14 protein-coding genes are annotated in these 11,650 nt (G+C 47.9%); 5 read left to right on the top strand and 9 right to left on the bottom strand.

The window, feature by feature from the left end; translation table 11 throughout:
- The first annotated feature begins 193 nt into the window (after positions 1 to 193).
- Positions 194 to 808, top strand: coding sequence for a DsbA family protein (locus tag Q4488_RS18445; RefSeq protein ID WP_303582009.1), 615 nt, complete (start codon positions 194 to 196; stop codon positions 806 to 808).
- Between the two features lie 75 nt (positions 809 to 883).
- Here the strand turns inward: Q4488_RS18445 and Q4488_RS18440 are convergent, their stop codons facing one another.
- Positions 884 to 1,291 carry a cold-shock protein gene (locus Q4488_RS18440; protein WP_303582007.1) on the bottom strand — a complete coding sequence of 136 codons (408 nt, stop codon included), beginning with the start codon at positions 1,289 to 1,291 and terminating at the stop codon, positions 884 to 886.
- Between the two features lie 200 nt (positions 1,292 to 1,491).
- On the opposite strand from Q4488_RS18440, the gene Q4488_RS18435 reads away from it, so the two are divergent.
- Positions 1,492 to 1,701, top strand: coding sequence for a SlyX family protein (locus Q4488_RS18435; RefSeq protein WP_303582005.1), 210 nt, complete (start codon positions 1,492 to 1,494; stop codon positions 1,699 to 1,701).
- 26 nt (positions 1,702 to 1,727) lie between these two features.
- On the opposite strand, the gene Q4488_RS18430 is transcribed toward Q4488_RS18435, so the two are convergent.
- The 5 genes from Q4488_RS18430 to mpl all read right to left on the bottom strand — a co-directional run bounded on the left by Q4488_RS18430 (position 1,728) and on the right by mpl (position 6,325).
- On the bottom strand, positions 1,728 to 2,516 hold the full coding sequence (locus tag Q4488_RS18430; protein ID WP_303582013.1) for a class I SAM-dependent methyltransferase: 789 nt from the start codon (positions 2,514 to 2,516) through the stop codon (positions 1,728 to 1,730).
- Positions 2,517 to 2,581: 65 nt separating this feature from the next.
- On the bottom strand, positions 2,582 to 3,385 hold the full coding sequence (locus Q4488_RS18425) for an undecaprenyl-diphosphate phosphatase (protein ID WP_303582003.1): 804 nt from the start codon (positions 3,383 to 3,385) through the stop codon (positions 2,582 to 2,584).
- A gap of 121 nt (positions 3,386 to 3,506) precedes the next feature.
- Positions 3,507 to 4,208, bottom strand: a complete 702-nt coding sequence (gene tsaB / locus Q4488_RS18420; protein WP_303582001.1) for a tRNA (adenosine(37)-N6)-threonylcarbamoyltransferase complex dimerization subunit type 1 TsaB — start codon at positions 4,206 to 4,208, stop codon at positions 3,507 to 3,509.
- Positions 4,209 to 4,299: 91 nt separating this feature from the next.
- A complete protein-coding gene (locus tag Q4488_RS18415; protein ID WP_303582011.1) occupies positions 4,300 to 4,938 on the bottom strand; it encodes a flavin prenyltransferase UbiX in 639 nt (212 codons plus the stop codon).
- Positions 4,910 to 6,325, bottom strand: a complete 1,416-nt coding sequence (gene mpl, locus Q4488_RS18410; RefSeq protein ID WP_303581999.1) for a UDP-N-acetylmuramate:L-alanyl-gamma-D-glutamyl-meso-diaminopimelate ligase — start codon at positions 6,323 to 6,325, stop codon at positions 4,910 to 4,912. The genes Q4488_RS18415 and mpl overlap by 29 nt, the downstream gene beginning before the upstream one ends.
- Before the next feature lie 275 nt (positions 6,326 to 6,600).
- Between mpl and Q4488_RS18405 the strand changes: the two genes are divergently transcribed.
- Both Q4488_RS18405 and ppa read left to right on the top strand, forming a co-directional pair.
- Complete coding sequence (locus Q4488_RS18405; protein WP_303581997.1) at positions 6,601 to 7,572, top strand: class 1 fructose-bisphosphatase; 972 nt, start codon at positions 6,601 to 6,603, stop codon at positions 7,570 to 7,572.
- Between the two features lie 112 nt (positions 7,573 to 7,684).
- Positions 7,685 to 8,218 (top strand): inorganic diphosphatase, encoded by a 534-nt coding sequence (gene ppa, locus Q4488_RS18400; RefSeq protein WP_303581995.1) that lies wholly within the window; start codon positions 7,685 to 7,687, stop codon positions 8,216 to 8,218.
- A 149-nt stretch (positions 8,219 to 8,367) separates the two neighbouring features.
- On the opposite strand, the gene Q4488_RS18395 is transcribed toward ppa, so the two are convergent.
- The gene (locus Q4488_RS18395) at positions 8,368 to 9,294 is read right to left on the bottom strand and encodes a DUF808 domain-containing protein (RefSeq protein ID WP_303581993.1); all 927 of its coding nucleotides are present in this window, start codon (positions 9,292 to 9,294) and stop codon (positions 8,368 to 8,370) included.
- Between the two features lie 78 nt (positions 9,295 to 9,372).
- On the opposite strand from Q4488_RS18395, the gene Q4488_RS18390 reads away from it, so the two are divergent.
- On the top strand, positions 9,373 to 9,708 hold the full coding sequence (locus Q4488_RS18390; RefSeq protein WP_303581991.1) for a DUF2956 family protein: 336 nt from the start codon (positions 9,373 to 9,375) through the stop codon (positions 9,706 to 9,708).
- 123 nt (positions 9,709 to 9,831) lie between these two features.
- On the opposite strand, the gene Q4488_RS18385 is transcribed toward Q4488_RS18390, so the two are convergent.
- Positions 9,832 to 10,434: a nitroreductase family protein gene (locus tag Q4488_RS18385; protein WP_303581989.1), complete on the bottom strand. Its 603-nt coding sequence runs from the start codon at positions 10,432 to 10,434 to the stop codon at positions 9,832 to 9,834.
- Positions 10,435 to 10,575: 141 nt separating this feature from the next.
- Positions 10,576 to 11,493 carry a LysR family transcriptional regulator gene (locus Q4488_RS18380; RefSeq protein WP_303581987.1) on the bottom strand — a complete coding sequence of 306 codons (918 nt, stop codon included), beginning with the start codon at positions 11,491 to 11,493 and terminating at the stop codon, positions 10,576 to 10,578.
- Positions 11,494 to 11,650: the final 157 nt, after the last annotated feature.

The following is an 11,650-nucleotide window of genomic DNA, read 5'->3' as shown; positions in this document are numbered from 1 at the left end:
TTTGAACTGACGACCTTCGGGTTATGAGCCCGACGAGCTACCAGGCTGCTCCACCCCGCATCAACGTGGGGCGTATACTACTGCCACATTGGTACTTATGCAATGAAAATAAAGAATATTTTCAATTAATTACTCCGCTTAATCTGATATAACTAAATCTTCAATCAATAAAACCTTCGAAACGGAGCGTTGTATGACTCTGATTTACGTGATGGATCCGATGTGTAGCTGGTGTTATGCCTTTCATCCTCAATTAAAAGAGCTGATTAGTCGGCTTCGCCCTGAGATCGAGGTGACTTGCTATATGGGTGGTTTAGCACCCGATAACGATCAACCGATGCCGCTAGCCATGCAAGAAGCGCTCGCTCAAACATGGCACAGCATTGAGCAACGCACAGGCACTCAGTTTAATTATGATTTCTGGACTCAATGCCAACCTCGACGATCCACCTACCCTGCCTGCCGAGCCGTCATCACGGCCGAACAGATATCCACAGGCAGCGGCATGAAAATGACCGAAGCGATTCAACAGGCCTATTATCAAGATGCTAAAAACCCTTCCGATCTCGATGTATTAATCGATCTCGCTGCAACAATCGGCTTAGATCGTCAACAATTCAGTCAACAGATAGGCAGTGAAAAAATCCAGCAAGCACTCCTTGAAGACCTGAGCTTTTGTCAGCGGCATGGCATTCAAGGCTTCCCCTTTTTAGGCCTACAAACCGATCAAGGACTACAGATGATTAACGCCGGTTATTGCAATCAAGCGACATTATTACAACAGTGCGCCGAGCTGCAGTTACTATAACGGCAGGCTCGCCACTCTTCGCATTGGCAAAAAAAACGGGAGCCGAGGCTCCCGTTTTCAATCAAAGATATAGCTTTAAGTGCGAGCGACTGAAACATCTTCAGCTTGCAACCCTTTATCACTTTCTTTCACTGTAAAGCGAACACTTTGACCTTCAGTCAATGAACGATGTCCACGACCGCGAATATTACGAAAGTGAACAAACACATCATCGCCATTTTCACGGGTTATAAAGCCAAAGCCTTTTGACACATTAAACCATTTGACGGTACCTAACTCACGATCATCATTTTCATCTACATCCTCTTCACTGCCAGAACCCAAGCCCGCAATAACACAGCTCAGCAGTACAACGGCAAACACAACAATAATATTAAAAACCGACAACCCGCCTTCACCTGGCAATGATCCTAACAAAAAAAGAATAATTGCAGTAGCAAGTGCGCTGACAACTACACTACGTATAAGTTGATTAACACCCATAGAGATCTCTTATAATTAATTAAAGTTATTGAATATCAACAGGATTCAAGATAAATAGAACCCAGACCATTCTATATACAGAGTTTTATGCTTTTTTTCAATAGCTTAGCCACCCAAACACTGATACAGCCCCAGAATAAGGTATAATTACGGTGAATTAAGGCTCGCTGTCTGCAGCAACATGAGGATGTAAGAACGCTATGAAGCAACAACAATTACTCGAAGATCTCGAATCACGAGTCGCTTTTCAAGAAGATGCCCTAGATAAAATGAGTGCAGAGATGGCGAATCAGGGCGCTGAAATTGCACGCCTAAGTCAAATTATTAAAATCCTTCATCAGCAAGTTAAACAATTTTCACCGGATCAAATCAGCGCGCCAGCAGATGACGTTCCGCCGCCTCATTATTAAATCGATGGTGGTCACCAATCGCACCGCTATGACAGGCTTTTCAATGTATAGATATCATAACGACTAGATTTACCATTTAACTGATAGCTAGGTGTCTGCCCCTCGATCGCGGGCGCTTTACGGGGGCGCTTTACAACGACTCTATATTCAGCCAAATTGAGGGCACGTTCGAGTAACGCCGCCGAATCCTGATCATCACCGACGATATCCCGAAAAGCCCGCATCTCTTTTTTCACTAACGCCGACTTTTCAGTATGGGGAAACATCGGATCGACATAGATGACTTGCGGTCGATGGTTTGCGGTTAGCTGCTCGGCTAACCAATCAATACTATCGGCATTCACTAACTGCATACGCGCCGCGATATCGGCCACTTCAGGATCACATAACGCTTGTTGTAAACCGCTTTCTAACAAGGCATGAATAATCGGCGAACGTTCAACCATCTGCACTTCGCAGCCCAATGTCGCTAACACAAAGCTATCTCGACCCAGGCCCGCGGTCACATCCGTCACCTGCGGTCGAATACTCCCCTTAATACCAACGGCTTTAGCAATCATCTGCCCTTTACCACCGCCAAATTTACGCCGATGAGCCACAGCACCTGACACAAAATCTGCCAACACCGGTCCCGGTGCTTTACGCCCCGTTTGCTGTAAACGTCGACTGCCTGCTTCACAGATAAGCAGCTGTGAATACTGCTCGTCTCGAAGATCATAGTGATCCAGCAGCGGTAAATTTAACCGTTGCGCTAAAGCTTGAGCATCCTCATGTCCGGCTTCATCGACATAACAAACGCCGATATTGGCTGAGATAATCGCATTGGACTGCTGCGTCAAAATAATACCTTTATGTTAAAGTCTGTTGTCGACGAGTTAAGTCAGACCATGAAATAGACGCCGAGCAACATGCAGCCCAACAGCATTCGGTAAATAACAAAAGGCAACATGCCTATTTTATCCAACCACTGTAAAAACAAGTGGATACAGGTATAGGCACTGATCGCCGCCAGCACGGTTCCGCCGAGCACCATCGTCCACTGATCCAGTGTCCCAGTCTGCAGCAGTTCGATACCTTTCAATAAACCTGCACCAATAATAATGGGAATCGATAATAAGAAAGAAAACCGTGCCGCCGATTGTCGATTCAACCCTAACATCAGCCCCGCCGTGATGGTAATGCCGGAACGGGATGTCCCTGGAATCAAAGCGATGGCTTGAGCGACGCCGATAATCACACCATCTTTTAGGGTTATTTTTTCCAACGGACGGACTTCTGTCCGGCTCATATCGGCCCACCAAAGCAATGCACCAAAAATCAGGGTGGTGCCCGCAATAATCAAAATACTCCGGCCATAATGATCGATCGCTGAATTAAACATTAAGCCAGCCAGCATCGCCGGGAGCGTTGCCCAAATCACATACCACGCTAATCGAGAATCAGTCGTCTTACCGCGCCCTACTACACTGCCACACCATGCCACAATCATGCGCCAGATATCCTCACGAAAATAGATCATCACCGCCATCAATGAACCAATATGCACGCCGACATCAAACGCTAACCCCTGATCGGTCCAGCCAAATAGCTGCGAAGGTAGAATCAGATGAGCAGAACTCGAAATAGGTAGAAACTCCGTTAAGCCCTGTAATAAGGCCAAAAAAACCACCTGAAACCAATCCATGATTAACACATCCTCTGCAATACTATTCTATTAATTTAACAATCTATTATTAACGCGCTATCAGCTCGATCACTCGCCCAACAAGCCGATGAGCAAACATGGAGTTAACCCACGACCGGCCCTATTGACCTTTCTTTTTCTGTTCACTGATTTTTTTCCACGAAATCGTATCTCGCAGATAAATCGGCTGAGCCAGTTCTGCGGCAATGCCTTCGCCACGGGCAAACGCACGGCTCGCCAATTCACACATCACCGCCGCTGAAGGATAAATATCCAAGACCGGCGTGCCAACCGCGTGCTGTACCGCAGATGACATTTTATCCAGATAAACCCAGCCTTTACCCGCAGCAAACCATTGGCCGTCATCGGGTAAAACAATATTCTCGGGGGCACTAACGGCTTCATTCATCAACGCCACCGGCATGCCATCACGTATCTCATAGGTACAGCTATAGAGCTCATTCATTCGCGCATCGAGTGTACTGATCACCCGATCGACCTGATATTCTCGTGCCGCCGTCAAGGCGATAGATGCCAACGTCGATATCGGCAACACCGGCAACTGCGCAGCAAATGCTAACCCTTGCGCCGCCCCCGTGGCGATACGGATACCCGCAAAAGAACCTGGCCCTCGGCCAAAAGCAATTGCATCCAGTTGATTTACCTTAAGCCCCGCCGCTGTCAACATATCATCAACCATCGGTAATAGTTGACGGGTGTGCTGACGGGGAATAATACGAAAATCCTCCTGGATGTCGCCATCAATAGAAAGCGCGACAGAACAAGCATCTGTGGATGTATCCAGGGCAAGAATTTTGGCCATCTCAGTTATCCGATATCTCAAAGTAAACAGGTTGATGAAGCTGATGCGACAAAATCGGCATCTGAAAAGCGCTGCATTTTAAGCGCTATCCTCAGGAAAGGCTATCCTCACCCCAACGTGGCATCAATTGCTGCTCAATCTGCAACTGATTTAAAATACGCGCCACGACAAAATCGACCATATCCTCAATAGTCTGCGGCCGATTGTAAAAACCGGGGCTCGCTGGGATGATCACACACCCCATCCGCGTGAGCTTCAACATATGTTCTAAATGGATTTCCGAATACGGCGCTTCACGAGGCACCAAAATCAACTGCCGCCGCTCTTTAAGTGCCACATCGGCCGCTCGCTCGATCAGATTATTACTGGCACCGGTGGCGATGGCCGACAGACAACCGGTCGAACAGGGACAGACCACCATCTTGCTCGGTGCACCGGAACCGGACGCAACGGGAGCCATCCACTGTTCTCGGCCAAATACACGTAATTGACCGGCCGTCGCTGAAAAACGCTGCGTTAACCAAATCTCCTGCTCTTTTGCCGACCCCGGTAGCGCTTCCTCTGTTTCCGTCGCGATCACGACCTGTGCCGCTTTTGAGATCATCACCAACACCTGACAACGAGCAGCAAGCAAACATTCTAACAAGCGTAAACCATACTGCACGCCCGAAGCGCCGGTGATCGCGAGGGTAATACGTTCGTTATATTGATTCGTCACATTCGACTCCATCATTCTGATACTGCTGCTGTAAAGCCTCGATAAGACACAGATGAATCCCATCAAACCCGCCATTACTCATAATCACAATATGACTACCCGGCTGCACTTCTGTGACTAACTGCTGAATAAGATCGCTAGTATCCCGCACCAAGGTTGCCGGATTTTTACAGCTATCAATCACATCCTGTAACGACCACTCCAATCCCGCCGGTTGATACCAATACACCTTATCGGCTAGCCTCGCCGAGGCCGCTAATGTCTGCCGATGCATCCCCATGCGCATGGTATTTGAACGCGGCTCGATCACCGCGATTACTGGGGCATCATTTACCTGAGCGCGAATGCCCTGCAAGGTGGTTTCGATAGCCGTCGGGTGATGCGCAAAATCATCATAGACTCGAATACCCGCGACCTCACCGATCAGCTCCATACGTCGTTTAACCCCCCGGAACTGACACAATCCCTCGATACCATGCGCTATTTGCACGCCCACATGACGGGCGGCCACTAACGCCATCAAACCATTATTCACCGAATGCAGCCCTGTCATCTGCCAACGCACCGTGCCGACCACTTCACCTCGGTGCAAGACCTCAAACTCAGAGCCGTCATCTTGCAGCAAACGCGCCTGCCATTCGGCAGTTACATCGAGCGATGCATCCTGCCCCACCGAGGTTTTCATTAAGGGAGTCCAACAGCCCTGTTCAATCACCTGATCTAACGCGGCCACGCCCGCTGGCAAAATAACCTGTCCATTAGCCGGCACAATTCTCACCAGATGATGAAACTGTCGTTGAATCGCCGCCAGATCATCAAAAATATCCCCATGATCAAATTCAAGATTATTCAAAATCAGGGTACGCGGATGGTAATGCACAAACTTCGAACGCTTATCAAAAAAAGCCGTGTCGTATTCATCGGCCTCGATAACAAAAAATGGGCTACCGCCCAGTCGAGCAGAACGATCGAAGTTTTTCGGTATGCCGCCAATCAAAAAACCGGGAGACATATCGGCAAATTCCAACAACCAAGCCAGCATCGTCGCCGTGGTGGTTTTACCATGAGTACCCGCCACCGCCAGCACCCATTTATCGCGTAACAAATTGTCCGATAACCATTGTGGGCCAGAGGTATAGGGTAGGCCCCGTGCCAACATCGCTTCAACACAGGGATTGCCGCGAGTCATCGCATTACCGACAATAATCATATCTGGCGCGGGTTCCAACTGAGCCGGATCATACCCCTCAATGAGGTTGATCCCTTGTTGCTCAAGCTGTGTACTCATCGGCGGATAAACATTGGCATCCGACCCACTGACCCGATGCCCTAGCTCCTTTGCCAACACCGCAAGACTTCCCATAAAGGTGCCACAAATTCCCAGTATATGAACATGCACGGATAGGTTCTCCAGATCAGCTTTTTAACTCAACAATAATGACCGTATCATAACAGCTAAGCGGTTTTCGTTATGCTCTTTTTCACCGTAACTCATCGTCACTCAATCACATCGTTATCGACACGGCGATCCAGAAATCTGCAACCAATAAATCCGCTTTAACGCGATTGTCGTTTTTTTATGTTAATTATCCTTGCAGCGGTGTAATTCAAGCGTAATTCAGCGTAAAATTAGCTCAACTTATAATCCCTCAATACCACAGGTTTTTTAGCCACATGCGACTGCTGAACCAGTACCTCAAGCACCACGATACCCCCGACGATCTTATTGAACTCATTGATAGCCTGATGCTGTCTTGCAAAGAGATCGCCATAAAACTGCGCGAAGGCGCTCTGGCAGGGGTATTGGGCACCTCCGAAGGCATAAATGTTCAGGGTGAAACCCAGAAAAAACTGGATATTATCTCCAACGATATTCTTAAAGCAGTCCTGTTGGATAACTCAACGGTTGCAGGTATCGCTTCGGAAGAAGAAGACTTCCCTGTTGCGGGCAATCCTGATGGAAAATACCTCGTCACTTTCGATCCCTTAGATGGTTCATCTAATATCGATGTTAACGTATCGGTCGGGACTATCTTTTCTATTCTAGAACGACCAGAAGGCCTCGATGGCGGTTCAGAAGCGGCCTTTATGCAATCCGGTCGCAAACAGATCGCATCCGGTTATGTCTTATACGGCCCATGTGCCGTATTAGTACTCACCACCGGTGATGGCGTCAACATGTTTACCCTAAGCCACGGCGGCGATTTTATTCTCACCGAAGAAAATGTCACCATCCCAGAACAAACGCAGGAATTTGGTATCAACATGTCCAATCAGCGTTTCTGGGAACCCGAAATGCAATCCTATGTCTCAGATCTGCTTCAAGGTGAAGAAGGTCCGTTAGGCAAACGCTATAATATGCGCTGGGTTGCCTCGATGGTCGCCGAAGTCCATCGTATCCTGACCCGCGGCGGCATCTTCCTCTATCCATGGGATAATCGCGATCCTAGCAAACCGGGCAAGCTACGTCTGATGTATGAAGGCAACCCGATGAGCTACCTGATCGAACAAGCTGGCGGTTTAAGTACCACCTGCTATGGACATATCATGGATGTCGAACCCCAAAAAATTCATCAACGTGTTTCCGTCGGCCTTGGCTCGAAAGCCGAAGTTGAAACTATGCTGAAATATCACGCTAAGGACTAACTGCCACGTCAGTTTATGATCTTTAAGTCGTATTCAACTTTTAATCAAGGGCCGTATATAATGCGGCCTTTAGATTCCAACCAGATTTCACACTTAAACAGGAAGGCGACACATGAGTTTTGAAAAAGTCCCTGCTGGCAATGATCTGCCAAACGACATCAATGTAATCATCGAGATTCCAGCGGATAGCGATCCGGTTAAATACGAGATCGATAAAGATTCTGATGCGATCTTCGTTGACCGCTTCATGGCCGCACCGATGTTCTACCCTGCGAACTACGGCTACATCAACAACACCCTAGCCGATGATGGCGACGCACTCGACGTACTGGTTGTAACACCTTATCCGGTTGTACCGGGTTCAGTCATCCGCTGCCGTCCCGTTGGCGTGCTGAACATGACCGATGAAGCCGGTGAAGATGCCAAGCTAGTAGCCGTACCACACGACAAACTAAGCAAAGCATACAAAGACGTACAAGACGTTACTGATCTGCCAGACATTCTGTTGGCCCGTATCAAGCACTTCTTCGAAAACTACAAAGGTTTGGAAGAAGGCAAGTGGGTTAAAGTTGAAGGCTGGGAAGGCGTTGACGCAGCTAAAGCTGCAATCATCGAAGCACAAAAAGCGTATCAAGCCGCTAAGTAAGATAGCCACTCGAAACGTATCAGGCCGATGTTGTTGAGACATCGGCCTTTTTTATCGTTGCTGAACACTCAAGTGTTGCACGCCCAGATAAATCGATAAAAACAAACGGATATTAAAGCCACTCATCAACGGCGATCAGCAACAGGCGCTCAAGCCCTAGTCCCGTTCCCTAATACCTTTTTACCCACGTTAATTAGCAACAAGACAACACCACCCGCGATCACACCCGCTAACGCTTCCAGCAAGATGCCGAATGACATCATCGCAATCGAATCCAGTCCAGCAATCAAAGACTCAATAAAGTGATGTAAAAACGGCAATCCGTGAACCAAAATGCCGCCCCCCACCATAAACATCGCAATCGTGCCTAATACCGATAAGCCTTTCATCAGCAGCGGCGCCGCTTTAAGAATACCGCGCCCGATGGTTTTGGTTATATTCGCTGCATCCGGCTTACTCGCCATATACAACCCAACATCATCCAGCTTGACAATACCCGCGACTAAACCATACACACCAACCGTCACTAATAAAGACATCCCCACCAGCACGCCTAACTGTGTCACCAGTGAAGCACTCGCGACCGTGCCTAACGTTAATACAATAATCTCAGCAGAGAGAATAAAATCCGTGCGTATTGCGCCCTTAATTTTCTGCTTTTCAAACGCGATCAACTCTTTCGGACTACTCGCCAACGCCTGTTTTAATTTGGCTTTATGGGCCTGATCCTCTTCTGCGGCATGAAACAAGCTATGAAACACCTTCTCAAAGCCTTCAAAACACAGAAACAGGCCGCCTATCATCAACAACGGCACAATCAGCCAAGGAATAAAATAACTGATCGCCAAGGCCGCCGGCACCAAAATCGCCTTATTTAAAAACGAACCTTTGGCCACCGCCCACACCACCGGTAACTCTCGATCAGCCTTCACTCCCGAGACCTGCTCGGCATTTAACGCCAGATCATCGCCTAACACCCCTGCCGTTTTACGCGCTGCCACCTTGGTCATGCCAGCCACATCGTCTAGAAGGGAGGCAATATCATCAATTAGTGCCAGAAGGTTTGAAGCAGCCATATATGCATCCTTATCTCTATTAACAAGCATTGTCACCCGCTAACATGAGATAATACCGCTCAATCTAGGGGAGTGACTATGGCTAAGAAACAAAAAGTATCGGCACAGGTGGTAACAGAAGCATTACAGGTAGCAAAAGCAACTCAGCGTCCGGGGCAGACTAAAGAACAAACCAAGCTGATCACTCAGGGTATACAGAAGGGCATTGAAGAGTATAAAAAACGTCATAAAGAGAAGGCGCGCGAACTCGATAAACAAAAACGTAAACTGCAACGGGCTGACAACCACACCCCACAACAGATGACCCCAACCGTCAGCAACACTCAGCAACCTCAGAGCCGCTTAAGCTGGGGATTATTACTCTTAAGTTGGATCGGTTTTGCTATCTATGCGGCGATTTATAATCCCTTTTAAAAAGCCTCAGTGATGCAATAACAGCGCCTATCTCAGCGCTTATCTCAGCGCTTATAGCAGTACTTATCACAGTACTTATCAAAGTACTTATAGCCGCTCTTATTGCCGTTTAAAAATAGCCGTTTAAAAATGGTTTTCAAATAACAATGCTGGCAGCGGTATCTGCCCTGCACGAGGGTTTGCAGGTCGGCTTGCAACGCCGAGCGTAATGAACATGCTGATCACATGACCCGCCGGTAAATGAATCATGTCAGCCACCTGATCCGTGTCAAAACCAATCATCGGGCAGGTATCATAACCCAAGGCTTTAGCGGCCAGCATAAAGGTTTGTGCCGCCATACCACAGGAACGCATCGCCTCATCACGCTGCAACTGTTCCTTTCCCTGATAAAACGATTCCAACATCGGTAACATCATCGCCTGCACCTCCGCCGAGGTGTTCGCCCAATAACGTTGCGGCTTATTCGACCACGCTTGCGTATCTGCACACACAATCACTAGCTCGGCCGCTTCGCTTATCTGTGCTTGCCCCCAAGCGGCACGTTGAAGTTTAGAACGCAGTAGCGAGTCGGTAATCCGAATAAATCGCCAATGTTGAATATTATAGGATGTGGGAGACAGTAGTACCGCCTGCATAATACGTTCAAAATCAGCTTCACTGACGGGCTCATCGGTATAGTGTTTAATCGCGCGGCGCGCTTCAATTGCAGTAAAAAGGTCCATCATTCATTCCTCACCGTTTATCAAATAACAGGCGGCAATGCGTCAAATCAACATCGCCACCCTATGAGATAAATAGCTTAGATTGTTCATTAATGATTGATAATCATCATTTTAATAAAATTAAAGTTGACTAAAACTCCACAATTAAACATCGATCCCTTCCTCCCAATAGGGCGTACCATTGCCAAAATAGTCGATCGCAAAATCCAGAAACGCGCGCACCTTCGCGGGCATATACTGCCGTTCAATAAACACCGCGTTATAATCCTGCACAGGCATCTGATAGTCCGGGAAGAGCACCTTCAGCCTACCGGCACGAATATCCGGCCCAGCGACAAAGGTCGGTAAGCGCGCGATACCCAGCCCTCGAAGTACGGCTTCCTGCAAGGCTTCACTGTTATTGACTTGATAATTGCCTGACACCAATACCGAGTGATGCTGCTTATCTTTAACAAAGTGCCATGCACGGACATCATTTGAATAGCTGAAGGACAGGCAGTTATGCTCCAATAAGTCATCCAACTGTCGCGGATGCCCATGTCTTTCAAGGTAATCAGGCGCGGCGCATAAGACACTATGAATACGCCCTAACCGTCGCGCAATCAGACTAGAATCGGATAAATCCCCTCCACGAATAGCGATATCAAAGCCGCCACTGACCATCTCTAAACGTTTATCATCCATCACCAAGTCGATACTGATTTTAGGGTAGCGTTTTAAAAACTCTGGAATCATCGGTGCCATATGTAATCGACCAAATGACATTGGTGAGTTAATACGTAAACGACCCTGCGGTTCACCCTGAAGTTGAGCCACCGCGTCTTCTGCATCACGGGCCGCTTCGGTGGCTTTAAGCGCATGTTCAAAATAGCGTTCCCCGACCTCCGTTAGGCTCAGTTTTCGCGTCGTCCGGTGCAGTAATTTAACGCCTAATTGCTGCTCTAATTGTGTTATCCGTTTGCTCACCGCCGATTTCGAGATACCCAAAAATCGCGCCGCCGGCGAAAACCCTCCATACTCAACCACGGCAACAAACACCGGAATAGCAGCAATCGTCTCCATCAGCCCACCTTTTGTTCTATTTAGCTCAACAGTTAATCTCCAAAAACACAGATTATCATCTGTTTGAAAGCAAGTTAATCTAGGGAAGGTGCGAATAAGTCAATTACGCCTCTGGCTTACAGAGAAGCTGGAGATCAAGGCAACAGTTACAGGCATA

It is taken from the genome of Amphritea sp. 1_MG-2023 (assembly GCF_030547545.1).
In the GTDB taxonomy this organism is placed as follows: domain Bacteria; phylum Pseudomonadota; class Gammaproteobacteria; order Pseudomonadales; family Balneatricaceae; genus Amphritea.
The sequence above is the reverse complement of the archived record's forward strand: the minus strand, read 5'-3'. Positions and strand labels throughout refer to the sequence as shown.

Bases quoted from the DNA above. Each gene is read 5' to 3' on its own strand.
- Q4488_RS18445 (WP_303582009.1), top strand. From the start codon at position 194: ATGACTCTGATTTACGTGATGGATCCGATGTGTAGCTGGTGTTATGCC.
- Q4488_RS18440 (WP_303582007.1), bottom strand. From the start codon at position 1,291: ATGGGTGTTAATCAACTTATACGTAGTGTAGTTGTCAGCGCACTTGCT.
- Q4488_RS18435 (WP_303582005.1), top strand. From the start codon at position 1,492: ATGAAGCAACAACAATTACTCGAAGATCTCGAATCACGAGTCGCTTTT.
- Q4488_RS18425 (WP_303582003.1), bottom strand. From the start codon at position 3,385: ATGGATTGGTTTCAGGTGGTTTTTTTGGCCTTATTACAGGGCTTAACG.
- tsaB (WP_303582001.1), bottom strand. From the start codon at position 4,208: ATGGCCAAAATTCTTGCCCTGGATACATCCACAGATGCTTGTTCTGTC.
- Q4488_RS18415 (WP_303582011.1), bottom strand. From the start codon at position 4,938: ATGGAGTCGAATGTGACGAATCAATATAACGAACGTATTACCCTCGCG.
- Q4488_RS18405 (WP_303581997.1), top strand. From the start codon at position 6,601: ATGCGACTGCTGAACCAGTACCTCAAGCACCACGATACCCCCGACGAT.
- ppa (WP_303581995.1), top strand. From the start codon at position 7,685: ATGAGTTTTGAAAAAGTCCCTGCTGGCAATGATCTGCCAAACGACATC.
- Q4488_RS18395 (WP_303581993.1), bottom strand. From the start codon at position 9,294: ATGGCTGCTTCAAACCTTCTGGCACTAATTGATGATATTGCCTCCCTT.
- Q4488_RS18390 (WP_303581991.1), top strand. From the start codon at position 9,373: ATGGCTAAGAAACAAAAAGTATCGGCACAGGTGGTAACAGAAGCATTA.
- Q4488_RS18385 (WP_303581989.1), bottom strand. From the start codon at position 10,434: ATGATGGACCTTTTTACTGCAATTGAAGCGCGCCGCGCGATTAAACAC.
- Q4488_RS18380 (WP_303581987.1), bottom strand. From the start codon at position 11,493: ATGGAGACGATTGCTGCTATTCCGGTGTTTGTTGCCGTGGTTGAGTAT.